Source organism: Mesorhizobium sp. WSM4808 (assembly GCF_055811675.1).
On the sequence record NZ_JBVVQX010000003.1, the window covers coordinates 167,813 to 183,521 of the forward strand.

Here is a 15,709-nt window from a genome sequence, read left to right on the forward strand (position 1 = left end):
GGATATATATCGTTCGATCAGGTGCGGACATTGACCGCAATACTATCCAACCGGGAATGGACGCGCCCTCTGCGCCGGCGGCACAATGAAATTGGAGGGGCGCATTTCAGTATGCGACCGGCTGCACCGGGGTAGGTGCATTTCCGGCATTGGGGGCTGCATCCCTTTTCCAGAAAGCATTTTGAACCAAGGAGAATCTCCATGGCACTCGACATCGTAGCTCAAGACATCATCATCGACGAGACCACCGGCCTTCAGGACGATGATGTTGACTCCTCCCTTCCGCCGCACAGCACCAACGCCACGCTTACATATCTCCTGGGCCTCGACGGCGCGGGCGGACTGACCTCACCGGAAGTCGCCTTCCAGGCCAACTTCGTGGTGGCCTCGGCGAACGCAGGGGAAACCATCACCTCAATCATTCTGGCCCAGAACTCCTCCGGCACGGCGTTTTCCACGACCGTCGGCGTAAACAGTCTTATCAAGACAGTCGATGGCAGTTATGTCTGGCTGTTTCAGGACCCAACGCATCCAAACGTCGTAATTGGCGTCATTGGTACCTCTGACCCGTCCGCCGCACCGGCTGCAACCGGGCCTCTCGCCCTCTCGTTCGGGCTGAATTCCACAAGCGCCACCACTGCCGACCTTTACCTGGTCCAGTACGTGTCGTTGTTGCATCCGAATGCGGCTAACCCGGATGACCAAATTGATCTGACCAATAAGGTTTTCGCCTCGGTCACCGGGACCACGGTGCTCAATTTCAGCTCGCTTGGTGACGCCCCTCCCGGACACAACAAATGGTATATCCTCGACGCCGATACGGCGAGCCCGCAGAAGATCCTAGTCACGGCTCATGACAATGGCGTACAGGCCGAAGTCAACGTCAGCACGCAAGGCCTGGGTGTCTCATCCCAAGACGTGCGTTTTGGCCGTGAACTTCAGATCGACCTGATCAATGGCGGCACCCAGAGCGCGGGGAAGACGTTTACCGACACGCCAACCGTGGCGCCTGACTACAACACCCACATCGAGACCGTCTCCGGTGCGGGTTTTTCGATTTCGCAATCCACGCCGACCAATACCAAGGCTGACATCGAGATTCACGCCTATAACGAAGCCGGGAACGAAGAGGGCGCCGCGTTCCCCAGTGATGCTCTCGGTACGGAGATCAATATCACCGGCGTGACGTTCAAACTGAACGGCGTCACGATGACTGCCGCACAACTCGGCATCACGGTCGATCTTACCAGCACTGGAGCGATCCTACAGGATGTCGGCGAGGGCGTGACGGTCGATTTCACGACCGCGGGTGGGGTTGGCGGAACCTTTGATCGCTTCACCATCAAGAATATCGACACCGACAAAGACTATTTCGATGTCAAGGAAGTCCACTTTGCTGGCAACGTAGCCAACGCCTACAACGAAGAGGTCGGCTCCTTCATCAACTTCGATGACGACGGGCCTAGCATTTCATCGACCGGCACGGAGCCTACACTGACTGTAGACGAGACGGTGCTGGGGACCAACGACGTGCAGAGCTTTGCGGTCAACTTCAGCTCGGCTTTCGGCTCCGACGGCGCCGGCACGGTGACCTACGCGCTCGGCTTCACGGCAGGCGTAACTGGCATCGTAGATACCCTAACCGGACAAGCGGTTGTCCTCTCGCTCAATGGCGGCGTCATCGAAGGTCGCACCGTTACCAGCAACGACCTCGTCTTCACGGTCGCTGTCAGCGGTACCGGCAGCGTGACGCTCGACCAGATACGGGCGGTGGTGCATCCGACCGCCGACCCCGACGAGAGCACAACCCTGGCCGCCGACAACCTGGTCAAGCTCACCGCAACCGTCACCGACAAGGACGGCGACCATCAATCGGCCACCCTGGACATTGGTCAGAACCTCATCTTCAAGGACGACGGCCCGAGCATCAACGCAGGGGGCGCAGAGGCCAGCGCCACGGTTGATGAGACCAATCTCGCGGGCAACTCGACCGCCGACTACTCGTCGAACTTCACGGGTCTCTACGGCGCTGACGGGGCCGGGACCACAACTTACGCGCTCAGTGTGAGCGTGTCGGGTGCCAACAGCGGTCTTGTCGATACACTTTCCGGTGAGGCTGTCAACTTGACGGTCAGCGGTGGGGCTGTCGAGGGTCGCACCGCAGTCGGTAATCTTCTGGTCTTCACGGCCAGCGTGGACGCCTTTGGTGTTGTGACGCTCAACCAGGATCGGGCGATTATACACGATCCCAACAGCGGACCCAACGATACGGAGACGTTGACCGCCGACAACCTTATCAAGCTCACCGCCACCATAACCGACAAGGACGGCGACCAGGCATCGGCTTTTGTCAACATCGGCCAGAACCTTACCTTCACGGACGACGGCCCGACGATCACGGCACCGTTCGACGGTGACCCGGCATCAGGCATCCAGCGCGAGACGTTGCACAACGTGGTGTCCCCGCCGGCCCTCGCAGCTACCGGTGTCTTCGGGTACAGTATCGGTAACGACATTCCGGACTATGACGGTGCCGATAACATCGCCGGCAACTCCGACGACAAGTCGGACTTCGTGGACGGTAATCTTAACGTGGCTGGGGTGCAGCTTGCTCTCTCCGGTTTTGTCGGTAGCGCGACACCGCCGATCACGGGGTCTAACGGCACCGCGATCTTTGCGAACGTTAACAATGCGCCTGCCGCACCGGCATACGCTACGCTCGTGTCGGAGGACGCCAACTCTGCGACGTTCAACTTCACGTTCCACTACGACAAGGACCCGATCACGGCTGGTATTCAGGACGCGACGGCGGGTGGTCAGCTGATCTTTGACAAGGTCAACGACACCTACTCGATTGCCCTGAACGACGTTATCGATGGGTTCGCCTTTGATGTCGTCCACACCAGTCAGGACTTCGCTCGGAACCCGAACACTAATTCGGGCCACCCGGAAGTCGTCGTGGCGCAGTTGACGCCGAATGGTGATCCAAACCCGTTCCTCGTGCAGTTCACGGCCAATAATTCGCCGTTTAGCTTCTCGCAGAACGGCGAAGGGTCTACCGCTGACATCGCGTTTGACGGCGCCAACCACGACATGGCCGCCAGTGCCGTCACGACTTGGGTTTCTGCAACCCAAGGCGAGAATGGTGTCGCCGGTGATACGATCCAGAAGGGCGAACTGTTGACGATACGGTTCTTCAAAGAGCCGGCAGTGCTCAACGACCCGAACCCCGGCGTCGATGTTGATCCCGTCACACCGGGCATCCAACACGAACGGACCGAGCCGACAACGACAGCTAGCGGTATCGTGCTGAAGTTCGACGGCATCGGCAATGCCGAGGACCTCGTCTTGATCCTTGACTTGGTCGACACCAAGGGCACGGCCTCCACGTCGGACGACACCGAGACTACCGTCGCCTTGAATATCCAGAACTCGGACTTCCTCAAGGGCGGTGCTGTTGTACCCGCCCCGTACGATGCCGAGTTCTCCCTGTCAGGGTATTCGGGTTCCAACAACGACGCGTTGATCATTATCGAGCAGAACGACTACACTACCAATGCTAACGTCCTTATTCAGGGCGTGCAGATCATGCAGTCCGCGAACGGTCTGACCGGCACGGGTATCAACTTTGTCAATACGACCGGCGCGGGCGGCGGTAGCTTGGCGGGTGCCCAGCAAAATCTCGACCTGACCGACAACGACGTCCTCAAGATCGTGGACATCGGGTTTGTGCAAAGCACTTCCGGTACGTTGAACGCCAGCCTTGACTTTGCCGTTCAGCTTGCCGACGCGGACGGCGACGTAACGCCGACCCCGGCGGCCCACATTCTAGTGGACGTGGTCGCCTAAACTTGCCCAGAGGGGCAGTTAAACGCTGCCCCTTTACAGGACAAGATTGATTGACCGGGCCCCCTCTTAACCCGCCGGGGGCCGGTCTTTTTACATGACCACCTGCTTACCAATATACCAACATAACCGCACACCAGGGATAATTAACGATGAAAAACCCGCATCCCTCTGCCCTGCAAGCGGTGATGAAAGAGGCCAAGCGCGCTGTCAGACCACTTATCTGGTTCAGCGCCGGCATCAACATATTGATGCTGACCGGCGCCTTCTACATGCTCCAGGTCTATCACCGCGTGTTGGGCAGCCACAGCCTGGAAACGTTGGTAATGCTGTCATTGATGGCGGCGACGGCGCTCGCAACAATGGCGGCGCTGGAAGTTGTGCGCGCGCGCCTTCTGGCTAAAGTCGGCACGTGGCTGAACGCGCGATTGGCGCCGGTTCTCCTGACCGTATCGGTCGAACACGCCGCCTCGGCGCCCGGTCAGATCAACGCCCGGGCGCTGCGTGATCTCGACCAGGTGCGGAATTTTTTTACCAGCCCGAGTATCTACCCGATCCTCGACGCGCCTTGGGCGCCGATCTTCCTGGGCGCTATCTTCCTCATGCACCCTTGGCTCGGCTGGCTGGCGACCTGCGGCGGTATCGCGCTGTTCGCATTGGCGTTGCTTACCGAGTACCTGACCCGCAAGCCACTGGCGGAAGCCGCGATCGCCCAGACGCGAGCCTACATGCAGGCCGAGCAAACGATCCGCAACGCGGAAGTCGTCCAGGCCATGGGCATGTTGAATCCCCTGCTCGAGAGCTGGAAGGCGCAGCAGGACGAGGCAAATGATGCGCAATCTCGCGCCAGCAACCGATCCAGTGTCATCTCGGCCCTCGCGCGCTCTTTCCGGCTGGCCCTGCAGATGGCCGTGCTCGGCCTCGGCGCCTATCTGGTGCTGAAGAACGAGGCTTCGCCCGGCATCATGATCGCCGCCTCGATCCTGATGGGCCGCGCCTTGGCCCCGGTCGAGCAAGCGATCGGTACATGGAAGGCGACGATCGGGGCACGGGCTGCTTACAAGCGCCTGGTTGCAATGGCCGGTCAGCGACCGGAGGCCACGCCGGCCCTGCCACTGCCGCGCCCGAAAGGCAAGTTTGTGGCCGAGAATATTATGCTCGCCAGACAGGGCGGCGAACCAATCCTGCGAGGAATCAGCTTCCAGCTCAAGCCCGGTGAAGCGATGGCGCTGGTCGGCCCGAGCGCAGCCGGTAAGACGAGCCTTGCGCGCGTGTTGGCCGGCACTTGGCGGCCGACCGGTGGTCGCGCGTTGCTTGACGGAATGAACGTTGTCGAATGGGCGGCCGAGGACCGGGGTCGACATGTCGGCTACCTGCCGCAGGATATCGAGCTCTTCGCCGGCACCGTCTCCGAGAACATCGCCCGTTTTGCGTCGCTCAATCCCGCAACTTTCAACAACGTGGTCAAGGCCGCGCAATTGGCGGGAGTCCATGAACTGATCAAGGGGCTGCCGAAGGGCTACGCCACCGAGATCGGTCAAGGTGGCGCGGCACTGTCCGGAGGGCAACGCCAGCGCATCGGACTGGCGCGGGCGCTTTACGGCGACCCCGCGTTCCTTATCCTTGACGAGCCTAACTCCAATCTCGACCACGAAGGCGAGCAGGCGCTCGCCACGGTCATCGGTGGGCTCAAGGAGGCAGGTACGACCCTGATCCTGATCTCGCACCGGCCAAGCATCCTGGACAAAGTCGACAAGGTGTTGGTCCTCAACCACGGCGCTCAAGATCTCTTCGGGCCGCGCGATCATGTCTTCAATGAACTCGCCAGCCGTGTCGGCAAGGTGGCCCATCTGCCCAAGGTGGCCCAGTTGCCAGCCCTTGAAGTGGTGAAGGAAATCAAAGAGGTCAAGGAAGCATGAGCCGCCCCCCCGAATTGAAGGTCGTGCCGCTGCCCCTCGCGCCGCCCTCTCTCCTGGAGCCGCAACCCCTCCGTCTCACCGGCGTGACGTGCACCGGCTTCGCGATCATGTTCCTGTTCTTCGGCGTGGCCGGGGGATGGGCGGCCCTGGCGCCGCTGGACAGCGCTGCGGTAGCGTCGGGCGTGATCAAGGTCGCTGGCGACCGCAAGCTCATCCAGCACCTCGAGGGCGGCATCATCGCGGAGTTGAACGCCGCCAACGGGGATATCGTCAAGGCGGGCAAGATCCTCGTCGGGCTCGACGACACGCAGGCAAAGGCGCAGCTCGACCTGATCCAGAACCGGATAGCAACGCGTGAGGCGCTGGCCGCGCGTCTCAGGGCCGAGCGTGACGGCAAGACCGAGATCGAGTTCAATCCGGCGTTGCTCGCAAACCCCGCGATCGCCGTGAAGGACGCGGTGGCAGCACAGCGTGACGTGTTTACAGCGAAGCACCACAATCTGAAGGACGAGCAGGAAATTCTCGGCCAGCGCCGTCACCAGGTCGAGGAAGAGATAACGGGGCTGGAGCAGCTTATCGTCACGGAAGACAAGCAGATCGAGGCAATCGAGGGTGAAAGCAAAGACCTTGAGGGTCTGCTCAAGAAAGGGCTGACCACCCGCGAACGGAACCTGTCGCTCAGACGCCAACAGCGGGAGATCGAGGGCGAGCGCGCCACCAATGTCGCGGCAATCGCCCGTGCCGGACGCGCCATGGCCGAGATCGACATGCAGATCCTGAACCTCAACACAGTGCGCCTGAACGAGGCCGTCGACGAGTTGAGCAAGGTCGAGGCGGAGCTGTTTGACCTCGGACAGCAGGAGCGTTCCGCCAGGGACGTGCTTAGCCGTACCAACGTCGTCGCGCCGGTTGACGGCATCGTCATGGAGCTGAAGGTCCATACGGCGGGCGGTGTCGTGAAACCCGGTGAGACATTGATGACGATCGTACCGCTCGGACAACAACTCGTGGTCGAGGCTATGGTCAAGCCGGAGGATGTCGAGACGATCGCACCCGGACAGCTCGCGCGCGTCAGCTTCCCGGCCTTCGCCCGCTACAACCTGCCGCCGCTCGAGGGCGTCGTGGAGATCGTGTCGGCTGACCGCATGGTTGAGGAACGCAGCGGCGCACCTTATTTCGCCGCGACGGTTGTGATCGACAAAAGCGAACTCGGCAAGCTGGAGGGCCGCAAGCTGCTGCCCGGCATGTCGAGCGAGACGATGATCCGGACGGGGGCTCGCACCGTGCTCTCTTATCTCGCCGAGCCGATCACGCAGAACTTCCGCCGGGCCATGCGGGAAAAATAGCCGTAGGCCGCTGAACCTGATTCAGGAAAGCAGCATTCGCCCGGCCGTGATCGCCAGGAAGAACGCAAAGGCAAGTTTCAGGTAGCGCGGGTTGAGCGCGTGGGCGAGCCTTGCGCCCAGAGGAGCGAACAGAAAGCTCACGGGCGCTATGATGGCAACCGCCGGCAGGCTGACGTAACCCAGGCTGAGCGGAGGCCTGCCTGCAATTGCGAGACCCGACCAGATGAATCCGGCCACCGCCGGCAGCGCGATAAGCAGGCCAAGCGCCGACGATGTGCCGACGGCCCGGTGCACCGGAAAGGAGAAGCTGGAAAGCGTCGGCACCGACAGTGTGCCGCCGCCAATTCCCATGAGCGAAGAGACAAAGCCGATCACAGCAGCGATCGCGCGGTTGATCCAGCCGCTTTGCGGCAGGTGATCGGAGATCACGAGGTGCTTCGGCAATGCCATGTTGACGGCCACCAGCAGGCCGACGACGCCGAAGACCAGCCGCAAGCCGGCGCCCGGGATGAATTTCGACATGATGCCGCCGATGAGGGCACTGACGAAAATGGCCGGTCCCCACAGAGTGAGCAGTGCCCGGTCGACATTACCGCGCCTGTTGTGCGACCGCATCGACGAGATCGAGGTGGGGATGATGACCGCAAGCGATGTCGCGACCGCCAGATGGCTGATCACAGCAGGCGAAAAGTGGAACAGGCTAAGCACCCAGAACAGCACCGGAACGATGACGATGCCGCCTCCGACTCCCAGCAGACCGGCGAGCACGCCGGAGGCAATTCCGGTCATGGCCAGGCCGGCGATCAGCATTGCAATCGTCAGCCCGTCGAAAACCGACGTGTCGAATCCGAAGTCCACTATGATTTTTCCTTGATTGGCCATTTACGGCACGGCCTTGCGGACACGGCCGCGCTCATCCGCTGTTGCGACCCAAAATGCAGGTCGCCCGGAAGGGTCGTAGCGTTTTTGGGATGCGCTTTTGGCTAGTGGCGCACCATCCCTGCGTCGACATTGAGCGTCTGGCCAGTGATCCAGCGCGCATCGTCGGAGGCCAGGAACGAAACCACGTCGGCGATATGTTCCGGCTGCCCTTTGCCTTTCATCGCCTGAAGCATCTCGACGAAGCCGAACGCCTCGTTGTGCGGGCTCGCCTTGACGCCGTCGCTCTCGATCAGGCCGGGCGTCACCGCATTGGCGGTGATGTTGTATTTGCCAAGCTCGGTGGCGAGCGCCCTGGTGAAGCCGATGACGCCACCCTTGGCCGCGACATAGGCGGCCATGTTCGGCGTGCCGGCAAAGAAGGTGTTGGATGCGATGCTGATTACCCGTCCGGCCTTCCCCGCCGCACGCATCTGGTCCGTACCGGCACGGCTGACGATGAAAGTGCCGGTCAAATTGACGTCGATGATCTTGCGCCAATGGTCGAGATCGACATCGTCCCAGGCGACGAACGGCACGATGCTGGCATTGTTGACCAGGATGTCGATGCCCCCGGTCAGGGCCTGGATTTCGGCGAAGAGTGCCTTGACGGATGCCGGATCGGAAATGTCGGCGGCGATCGCCCTCGCCTTTCCGCCTGTCGCCGCGGCCGCCGCCCCGGCGCCTTCGGCATTGATGTCGCTGACGATGACGGTCGCACCGTCGGCGGCAAGCCGCGCTGCGATCGCCTTGCCGATACCCTGCGCGGCGCCTGTAACCAGGGCCGTCTTTCCCGCAAGCCGTTCAGTCATGAAAATGCTCCCTCAATCCGTGGTGATGTCTGTTCAGGCGTCGGCGTCGATCACGGCCAGCGCCGCGTCGATGCCCCTGCCGATCGCCAGTTTCTGGCCGGCCGCGTTCATGGCGCCGCCCAGTGCCGTCAGCGCCGCGATCGCATAGATCGGCTGGGCTGTCGGTCCCATATGGCCGATGCGCGTCAGCTTTCCCAAGGTCTCGCCGCGGCCCGACGAAAACACCACGCCGTAACGGGCGCGCGCGGCCTGGCGAAGCGCCTTCTCGTCGACACCGTCGGGCGTGCGGACAGCGGTCGTGGTCGGCGACGCGATGCTGTCGCTGGCAGCCCAGATCGACAGGCCCATCGCGGCAACGCCGGCGCGCATGGCCTTGGCGGTGAGTGCATGGCGCGCCCACACCGCCTCCGGTCCCTCATTGAGGTAGAGGTCGAGCGCGACATCGAGCCCGTTGATCTCCGAGACCGACGGCGTAAATGGAAACGGCTTGTCCCGCGACCACGCATGCTCCCAGTCGACGATGCTCAGCATCGACGCGCGCGGCGCCAGGGGATTGGCCTTCATCTTGGCCCAGGCCCGCTCGCTGACACCCATCATCGTGAGGCCGGGAGGCGCGCCCAGGCATTTGTTCGGGCCGGTGACATAGATATCGGCCTTGCAATCCTCGGGATGCGTCTTCATGCCGCCAAAGGACGAGACCGCATCGACGATGAGATAGCCGCCATGCGCCGAGACCAGCGCACCGATGGCGTCGATCGGATTGATGGTGCCGGACGGCGTGTCGTGGTGGCAGACGGAAACGACGGTGATCTCCGGATGCGCCTTCAGCATTGCCTCGACATCCTGCGGATCGATCGCCTCGTTATAGGGCACCTCGATCTCGAGCAGATGTGGCGAATAGCGCTTCGCCCAATAGCCGAACCCCTTGCCGTAAACGCCGGAGGCAAGGTTGAGCACGACATCGTCCGGCGTGATCAGCGAGGCCGCGGCGGCCTCCAGGCCAAGCACGGGCTCGCCATGCAGGATGACCGGCTTGTTCGACAGCCGCATCGCCTTTTGCGCCTTGTCGACCACACCTTCGTAGAAAAGCTGGAACGCCGGGTCGTAGTCGTAGAGCACCGTGCGCCCGAGGCCGCGCAGCACTTCGGCATAGGCGTTCACCGGCCCCGCGGTCAGGGTGATGACCGGATCGGCATGTTCGAGATAGCGCATCGTCTTGTCTCCTCCTGACTGCGGTCAGCCGTAGAATTGCGTGCCGGTCCTGTAGGTCTTGAAGTTGTCCATGTCGTGCGAGTACATCAGCTCGGCGCCATGGTCCTCGGCAAGTTTCTTCACCTTGCGCATCGAATTAACGCCCGCCACCGGATCGATGTGGAAGGCCGCCTGGCACAGCGTTTCAAGGCTCTTCTGCGTATAGGCCGCGTCGATGGTGAACATGATCGGCTTACGCTTGGGGAACTCCACCAGCAGGCTGTAGTGGCCGATCGAATGGCCGGGCGTCGAGATCAGCCGGACGCCCCTGGCAAGCTCGACGTCACCATCGACACCTTCGAAGGTCGAATTCGCCCGTGTCGTACCCGCAAGCAATTGCCCGGTCGCGCCACGCGCTTCTGCAGCCTCCGCCGAAAAACTCAGATCGGAATAGCCGAGATGTTCGAAAGGCTGGGGATTGCACGCCTGCGGCACCTCGGTCCGGTGGCAGATCTTCTTGGCATGCGGAAAATACTTGTTGCCGCCGCAATGATCGAAGTGGAAATGCGAGTTGACCACGACGTCGATGTCCTTCGGCTCAAGGCCGAGCAGCGCCAGGGCGCCGGGGATGGTCTGGTGCTTTTCCTGGATCGGCTTTTCGAATGGCAGCACCTTCATCACATGATCGTAGTCGTAGCCGGTGTCGATGAGGAACCGGCCCTCGGCATGCTCGATCAGGATCGAATAGACCGGGAAGCGCACTTCGCCGCCAGGGCCGCGATTCCAGAACACATGATAGCCGTCGAGAACGAGCGAGCCGCCATCGAGCAGGTAGACCTTGGTATCCGACATTCTTGCCTCCTTTATTGGCGCGGGTCCCATCCGCGCATGAATTGTCCTCAGCGCGCGCCGCGCTCGTATGGAATGCCGAGCGCCGCCGGCAGGCTCGCGCGCCGGCCGAACAGCACCAGCATGATCATCACCGCCAGGAACGGCAGCATCTGGATGATGTCGGTCGGTATGTTGATGCCGGCCACCTGCATGGCCGTCGTCAGCGACAGGCAGACGCCGAACAGCAACGCACCGAACAGCACCCAGATCGGGCGACCGCGCGCCAGCATGGCCAGCACGATGCCGAGAAAGCCCGCGCCATTGGTGATGAACGGAATGAACAGCCCAGCCCCGACATTGGCGAGATAGGCGCCGCCGAGCCCAGCCAGCGCTCCGGTCGTCAACACGGCGATGGTGCGGGTCCGCACGACATCGATGCCGGCGACATCGAGCGCGGCCGGCTTGTCGCCTGCCGCCTGCAAATTGAGGCCGAGTTGCGTGCGCCGATAGAGGTAGCTCATGCCGAAAACCAGCGCGACCGCCAGATAGACGATCAGATGATGCTTGAAGAATGCAGGCCCGATGACCGGGATGTCCGAAAGCAGCGGGATGACGGTAGCATCCGCCGCGGGCAGGCGCGGGTAGCTGCGTGAGAACTGGAAATGGTGGAGCAGTGCCGTCAGGCCCTCGAGCCCCAAGGTCAGCGCGATGCCGATGACGATCTGGTTCAGCCCGATGCGCACGCAAAGCAGCGCCATGACAAGCGCCACCGCAGCACCCCCGGCGGCACCGGTGAGAAAGCCCAGCCACAGCGACCCGGAATAGAAAGCGCCGACAAAGCCGAGATAGGCGCCGGCCAGCATCATGCCTTCGATGCCGATATTGAGCACGCCCGCCTTCTCGGAGATCTGCTCGCCGAGCCCGGCAAGCAGCAGCGGGATCGCCGCGGTGACGGCGCCGAACAGGAGCGCGCTGAGAAAGACTTCGCTGAACAGCCCGGTCATGCCCTAGGCCCTCCGCGACTGGTTGTATCGGTGATCGAAATATTCGGCGAGCGCGAGCACGATCAGCACGATGGAAACCAGCACCAGAGTGAAATGATTGGGCACGCCGAGCCGGCGCGCCGCGCTCTCACCGCCGATCGAAAGCACCGAAAGCAGGAACACGAAGCCGATGGCTGCAAAGCCGTTCATGCGGGCGAGAAACACGGCGGGTATCACCGCAAGCCCGTAGGCGGGATTCCAGTCGGCGCGGACATTGCCCTGGACGCCGATGATGTCGACGGCGCCGGCAAGCCCGGCCAGCCCGGCCGAAATGGCGAAGACGGCGACGGTCAGGCCGGGGACACCGAGTCCCGAGTGAACCGCCGCGCGTGGATTGGCGCCGACGATCCTCAGCTTCAGCCCGAACGCCGTGCGCGTCATCACCAGATGCACGATGACGATCGCCGCCAGCCCAAGCAGCAAGCCGCTGGTGATGGTCGTTTCGAACAGGCGCGGCAACCGGTCTTCCACCGGCAGCGTACGGGTCTGCGGCACGGTCGTGTTGGGGTCGCGAAACGCCAGCTTGACCAGCACATTGGCGAGCGAGGTGCCGAGGAACGTCATCATCAGCGTGGTGATGATCTCGTTGACGCCCTGATAGGCACGCAGCAGGGCCGGCACCAGCGACCAGATCATCGCCACCACCATGGCGATGAGGAACGAGCAGACCAGCGCCAGCCAGGCTGGCATGACCTGCACGAACATAGGAGCGCTGGCCGCCGCCGTCACCGCGCCGAGCAGGAACTGGCCGTCGCCGCCGAGATTCCACATGCCGGCGCGAAAGGCCACGATCAGGCCGGCGGCAAGAAACAGCAGCGGCGCCATGCGCGTCAGCGTCTGCTGGATGCCGAGCGGCGAGAACAGTCCTTTCTCCAGCACGAAGCCGTAGTAGGCGAGCGGGTCGACGCCGACCGCAAGCAGGATACAGCCGGCTATGACGAGAGCGATGAGGATCGGGCCGAGCGTCATCAGCAACCGATGCGCGATGTCGCGACGCGTCGTTGCCCCGCTCGTGGCATCGAGTGCGGTAGCACTGACCGTGGGTGCGGTGTCGATGCTCATGCGGCAAGTCCGATCATCAGGCGACCGACCTTGGTGCGGGCGTCGTCTACGTTCTCGACGGTGCCGACCAAAGCTCCCTCGGCGATGACGGCGATGCGGTCGCACAGACCAAGCAATTCCTCGAGGTCGGTGGAGATCAGCAGCACCGCAAGGCCACGCGCCGCCGTGTCGCGAATGCGCTGGCGCGACGCCAAAGTGTTGGCGAGATCGAGCCCGTAGGTCGGCTTGTTGAAGATCACCACCTTGGCGCCTTCAGCCAGTTCCCGTGCCAGAAGCACCTTCTGGATGTTGCCGCCGGACAGCCGCGCGACGGGCGTCTTCAGGCTCGGCGTACGCACGTCGTATTCGCGCACGAGCTGCGCGGCGCGCTTGTCGATCTCCGCGCGCTGCTCGACGCCGTTGCGCCAGAACGGAGCCGCGCCGACCTGCTTGAGAAAGAAGTTGATCGAGACCGGGAAGGTTCCGACAGTGCCCTCGCCCAGCCGGTCGTCGGTCAGGTAGCGAAGGCCGCGCCGGCGGCGCTCGCCGACGCTCAGCGTCTCGATGGCGGCGCCTTCCAGCCGTATCGAGCCGCCGGCAGCTGTACGCTGGCCGGCCAGCGCTTCCGCCAGCTGCTTCTGGCCGTTGCCGTCGATGCCGGCTATGCCCAGGATCTCGCCCGGGCGGATGTCGAAGGAGATCGACGACAGGCCCGGTGCATTGTCGGTCGGCGCAACCGCCAGATCCGCGATCTGAAGCAGCGGGGCCGCTTCTGCCCGGGCAGTGCGGACCGGACGCTCGACGGCTTCCGGATCATCCTTCTGCTTGCCGAACATCAATTCCACGATCTCGGAGACGATCTCCTGTTCGCCCAGCGTGCGAAACCGCTCGGGCGGGATCTCGCCGACCTTGCGGCCGAGCTTCAGCACCGAGATGCGGTCGCCGAAGGCAGCCGCCTCCTTGAGCTTATGGGTGATGAAGACGATCGCCAGGCCCTGCTCGACAAGGCGGCGCATCAGCGCGCCCAGTTCGTCGATGCCTTTCGGCGTCAGCATGGAGGTGGACTCGTCAAGGATGAGCAGCCGGCTGTTGCGCAGCATCGCGCGCAGGATCTCGACCTGCTGCTGCTCGCCGAGCGACAACTCCGATACCTTGGCTTGAAGCTTGACGGTGATGCCGAGCGTGCCGGTGATCTCGGCGACGCGCGCCGCCAGTTCCTCGGTCCTGGGGCGCTGCCACCACGGCCCGCCAAGCAGAAGGTTCTCCGCCACCGTCAGCGTCGGCACCAGCATCATGTGCTGGAATACGGTGCCGATGCCGAGTGCCAGCGCATGGCGCGGCGAGGTGATCGGCGTCGGTTTGCCGTCGACCAGTATGCGTCCTTCGTCCGGCTGCTGCAGGCCGGACAACATGCCGATCAATGTCGATTTTCCAGCACCGTTCTCGCCCAGCAGCACATGCACTTCGCCCGGGCGGACCGACAGGTCGACGCTGTCATTGGCAACGATGCCGGGGAACCGTTTGGTCACGCCTTCAAGCGCGACGATGTCGCGCCCGGCAACGGACGATGAAGAAAAACCGCTCATGAAAGCCCAGCACCAAAAAACAGGAATCGTCCGGAGGGGTGAACGGATCACCCCTCCGGCAGCTGACCGTGATCGCCTTACTGGGCGACGCTGGTCATCAGTGCCCTGACGGCGTCCGCGTCATAGACCGGCTCGACCTTGATCTTGCCGGAAATGACGTCCTCGCGCAGCGCCTGGATTTCCGTCCAGACATTGTCCGGGATCGCAGCGGTCTTCAGCAGCTTGACCGAGTCGTCCTTGAGGCCGATCGTATAGTGTTTGGTGCCGAATGTGTCGGCCTTCAGGTCGGCAATCATCGCCGCATAGACCGGCTCGATGTTCCACACCACCGACGACAGCAGGAAGCCCTTGTCGATCGGTGACTTGTCGCCGATGACGTCGATGAAATAGACCTTGCCGCCATCGGCTGCCTTGGTCGTCTCGACCGCCTGCAGCATGCCGAAGCTCGAACCGTTGCCTTGGCCGAAGATGATGTCGGCACCCGATGCGATCACGCTCTCGGTGACGCGCTTGCCGCCGGCCGCGTCGCTGTAGGCGGCAGGGCCGATCACCGCATAGGTGATCTTGACGTCCGGGTTTTCCGCCTTCACGCCTTGCGCGAATGCCGCCGACTGCGAATTCCATGATGGCGGTTCGCCCGAGACGACGATGCCGACCGACTTGGAACGCGACACCTTGGCGGCGAGACGGCCGGCGAGATAGGCACCCTCGTGGCCGCTCAGCGTGTAGTCGGCGACGAGGCCCTTCTCCAGGCCGGCTGGCGTGTCGACGATCGCCACCGGAACTTTCAGTTCCTTGGCGATTTCGGGCGCCGAGGTGTTGTAGCCGCTGGCATGGGCGATCAGAAGGCTGGCGCCATCGGTCGCAAGTTCCCGCAAGGTCGGACGAACGTCGCCATAGCCGAGGCCCTGGGCCACGACCACTTCGACGCCGGCGGCCTTGCCCGCCGCCTTGGCGGCGTCGATACCTTGCTGGTTCCAGCCATAGTCCGTGCCTTCTTCGGGCGTCAGGATGGCGATCGACTTGACCTCGCCGGCAAGCGCGCCGCCCATCAAGACACCGGTCAATATAGCTGCACTTACACTGCTCTTAAGAAGCTTTAACATGTTACCCTCTCTGTTGTTTTACCAATCAATATTCTTATTGTTATTGCGCAAAAGCGAGATAGACTGCCTA

General features: G+C 62.7%; 11 protein-coding genes. 3 read left to right on the top strand and 8 right to left on the bottom strand.

Going from position 1 to position 15,709, the window contains the following annotated elements:
- The first annotated feature begins 201 nt into the window (after positions 1 to 201).
- The 3 genes from AC0L2U_RS06150 (at position 202) to AC0L2U_RS06160 (ending at position 7,111) form a co-directional block, all read left to right on the top strand.
- A complete protein-coding gene (locus AC0L2U_RS06150; protein WP_473601568.1) occupies positions 202 to 3,849 on the top strand; it encodes a DUF5801 repeats-in-toxin domain-containing protein in 3,648 nt (1,215 codons plus the stop codon).
- A gap of 149 nt (positions 3,850 to 3,998) precedes the next feature.
- On the top strand, positions 3,999 to 5,765 hold the full coding sequence (locus AC0L2U_RS06155; protein WP_473601570.1) for a type I secretion system permease/ATPase: 1,767 nt from the start codon (positions 3,999 to 4,001) through the stop codon (positions 5,763 to 5,765).
- The gene (locus AC0L2U_RS06160) at positions 5,762 to 7,111 is read left to right on the top strand and encodes an HlyD family type I secretion periplasmic adaptor subunit (RefSeq protein WP_473601571.1); all 1,350 of its coding nucleotides are present in this window, start codon (positions 5,762 to 5,764) and stop codon (positions 7,109 to 7,111) included. Before AC0L2U_RS06155 ends, AC0L2U_RS06160 begins: the two co-directional genes overlap by 4 nt.
- A 21-nt stretch (positions 7,112 to 7,132) precedes the next feature.
- On the opposite strand, the gene AC0L2U_RS06165 is transcribed toward AC0L2U_RS06160, so the two are convergent.
- From AC0L2U_RS06165 to AC0L2U_RS06200, 8 genes are all read right to left on the bottom strand, one after another.
- Positions 7,133 to 7,969: a sulfite exporter TauE/SafE family protein gene (locus AC0L2U_RS06165; protein ID WP_473601572.1), complete on the bottom strand. Its 837-nt coding sequence runs from the start codon at positions 7,967 to 7,969 to the stop codon at positions 7,133 to 7,135.
- Positions 7,970 to 8,094: 125 nt separating this feature from the next.
- Positions 8,095 to 8,841: a pyridoxal 4-dehydrogenase, SDR-type gene (gene pldH / locus AC0L2U_RS06170; protein ID WP_473601573.1), complete on the bottom strand. Its 747-nt coding sequence runs from the start codon at positions 8,839 to 8,841 to the stop codon at positions 8,095 to 8,097.
- A gap of 33 nt (positions 8,842 to 8,874) precedes the next feature.
- Positions 8,875 to 10,053, bottom strand: a complete 1,179-nt coding sequence (gene ppaT / locus AC0L2U_RS06175) for a pyridoxamine--pyruvate transaminase (RefSeq protein ID WP_473601574.1) — start codon at positions 10,051 to 10,053, stop codon at positions 8,875 to 8,877.
- Positions 10,054 to 10,077: 24 nt separating this feature from the next.
- Positions 10,078 to 10,884 (bottom strand): 4-pyridoxolactonase, encoded by an 807-nt coding sequence (gene pldA, locus AC0L2U_RS06180; protein WP_292338109.1) that lies wholly within the window; start codon positions 10,882 to 10,884, stop codon positions 10,078 to 10,080.
- A 47-nt stretch (positions 10,885 to 10,931) separates the two neighbouring features.
- Entirely contained in the window at positions 10,932 to 11,867 is a 936-nt protein-coding gene (locus tag AC0L2U_RS06185; RefSeq protein WP_127267958.1) for a putative B6 ABC transporter permease subunit 1, read from the bottom strand.
- 3 nt (positions 11,868 to 11,870) lie between these two features.
- Positions 11,871 to 12,968 (bottom strand): putative B6 ABC transporter permease subunit 2, encoded by a 1,098-nt coding sequence (locus AC0L2U_RS06190; RefSeq protein WP_127809462.1) that lies wholly within the window; start codon positions 12,966 to 12,968, stop codon positions 11,871 to 11,873.
- Positions 12,965 to 14,533, bottom strand: coding sequence for a putative B6 ABC transporter ATP-binding protein (locus tag AC0L2U_RS06195; protein WP_292679846.1), 1,569 nt, complete (start codon positions 14,531 to 14,533; stop codon positions 12,965 to 12,967). The genes AC0L2U_RS06190 and AC0L2U_RS06195 overlap by 4 nt, the downstream gene beginning before the upstream one ends.
- A 77-nt stretch (positions 14,534 to 14,610) precedes the next feature.
- Positions 14,611 to 15,639, bottom strand: coding sequence for a putative B6 ABC transporter substrate-binding protein (locus AC0L2U_RS06200; RefSeq protein WP_473601575.1), 1,029 nt, complete (start codon positions 15,637 to 15,639; stop codon positions 14,611 to 14,613).
- Between the last annotated feature and the right edge of the window lie 70 nt (positions 15,640 to 15,709).

Coding starts and splice junctions, on each gene's coding strand:
- AC0L2U_RS06150 (WP_473601568.1), top strand. CDS start 202: ATGGCACTCGACATCGTAGCTCAAGACATCATCATCGACGAGACCACC.
- AC0L2U_RS06155 (WP_473601570.1), top strand. CDS start 3,999: ATGAAAAACCCGCATCCCTCTGCCCTGCAAGCGGTGATGAAAGAGGCC.
- AC0L2U_RS06160 (WP_473601571.1), top strand. CDS start 5,762: ATGAGCCGCCCCCCCGAATTGAAGGTCGTGCCGCTGCCCCTCGCGCCG.
- pldH (WP_473601573.1), bottom strand. CDS start 8,841: ATGACTGAACGGCTTGCGGGAAAGACGGCCCTGGTTACAGGCGCCGCG.
- ppaT (WP_473601574.1), bottom strand. CDS start 10,053: ATGCGCTATCTCGAACATGCCGATCCGGTCATCACCCTGACCGCGGGG.
- pldA (WP_292338109.1), bottom strand. CDS start 10,884: ATGTCGGATACCAAGGTCTACCTGCTCGATGGCGGCTCGCTCGTTCTC.
- AC0L2U_RS06185 (WP_127267958.1), bottom strand. CDS start 11,867: ATGACCGGGCTGTTCAGCGAAGTCTTTCTCAGCGCGCTCCTGTTCGGC.
- AC0L2U_RS06190 (WP_127809462.1), bottom strand. CDS start 12,968: ATGAGCATCGACACCGCACCCACGGTCAGTGCTACCGCACTCGATGCC.
- AC0L2U_RS06195 (WP_292679846.1), bottom strand. CDS start 14,533: ATGAGCGGTTTTTCTTCATCGTCCGTTGCCGGGCGCGACATCGTCGCG.
- AC0L2U_RS06200 (WP_473601575.1), bottom strand. CDS start 15,639: ATGTTAAAGCTTCTTAAGAGCAGTGTAAGTGCAGCTATATTGACCGGT.